The organism is Streptomyces sp. WELS2 (genome assembly GCF_013870595.1).
Taxonomy (GTDB): Bacteria; Actinomycetota; Actinomycetes; order Streptomycetales; family Streptomycetaceae; genus Streptomyces.
In genome coordinates, this window is the sequence record NZ_JACBWZ010001321.1 from 1 (window position 1) to 1,143 (window position 1,143).

2 protein-coding genes are annotated in these 1,143 nt (G+C 72.7%); one reads left to right on the plus strand and one right to left on the minus strand.

The window, feature by feature from the left end; all coding sequences use genetic code 11:
- On the minus strand, window positions 1-708 hold a 708-nt coding region (locus tag H5J33_RS36060), incomplete at its 3' end, for a winged helix-turn-helix domain-containing protein (protein WP_258565643.1).
- Window positions 709-892: 184 nt separating this feature from the next.
- Here H5J33_RS36060 and H5J33_RS36065 point away from each other — a divergent pair.
- Window positions 893-1,143 (plus strand): helix-turn-helix transcriptional regulator (locus H5J33_RS36065; RefSeq protein ID WP_181798872.1); only part of this gene is annotated, 251 nt, incomplete at its 3' end.

Here is a 1,143-nt window from a genome sequence, read left to right on the forward strand (position 1 = left end):
AAGAAGATCGCCGAGGGCACCGGTTCGCTGGTGCTGGACGTCAAGGTGGGCTCGGGCGGCGCGTTCGGCCGCCACGGCCCGGCCGGCCAGGTCGTCCACGCACAGCGCGTCCACCTCGGCGATGCCCTGGACCAGTCCGTACCCGTACCGGTCGCGCCGGATCACCGAGTCCGGGCGCTCCCCGAGACGCAGGATCCTGCGCAGCCGGTACACGTAGACGGGTACGACATTGCCGTCCGGCATCTCCCTGCCCCAGACGTCCTCCAGCAGGCGTGCCCGGCTGACGGAACGGGTCGGGCTCAGGGCGAGTGCCGCCAGCACGGCCTGCTGCCGCACGGGGCCGACGTCCAGGGGCCGGCCCGCGAGCGTCGCCCGGAGCGGACCGAGTACCGACACCCGCAGCCAGGGGCCGGACGCGGCGCCGTCACCACGGGCGACGGTGTTCCCCGGCACCGGCCGGCGCGGTCCCTGGCCCGGGATGACCAGACCGCAGTCGAAGGCGTGCACGATGGCGGCGGCCCGGTCGCGCAGCCCCAGTTTCCCCAGCACATGGCCGAGCCGTTCGGCCACCACTGGTTCGGGCAGGAGCAGGGCGGCGGCGATCTCGGCGTCCCCCAGGCCGCAGCCGAGCGCGTAGAGCACTTCGCGTTCCTCGGCGGTGAGACCTGTGACGCCCCGGTCGCACCGCCCGGCGGTCGTCGTCGGCATGGCCACTCCCCGTTCTCGGGACCGGTCGATCCCCTCGTCCCGGTCGCTGGCGTCGATGTGGTCGAGACTGGCCGTCGTGCAGGAAATGTGGACAGAGCATTCAACCGGTCATATGTGACCGGTGCCCGCGCTAGAGTCCCGGCCTGCGGAAACGGACGACTTCAAGGGGGAAGGGCCATGGCCTGTGGCCGGTGAGTTCGGCGCGGTGCTGCGCCGGCTGCGTGAGAAGGCGGGACTGACCCAGGACGAGCTGGAGCGGCGTTCCGGTGTCAGTGTGAGCACCATCCGCGGCCTGGAGACCGGCAAGCGCGGCAACCCGCGGATGACCACGGTGCAGCAGCTGGCCGACGCGCTCGCCCTGCGCAGCGAGGACCGCGAGGAGTTACTCCGTGCCGCCGTTTCCTCGCGCCGTTCCCCGCGCCCCTTCGGGGCGGC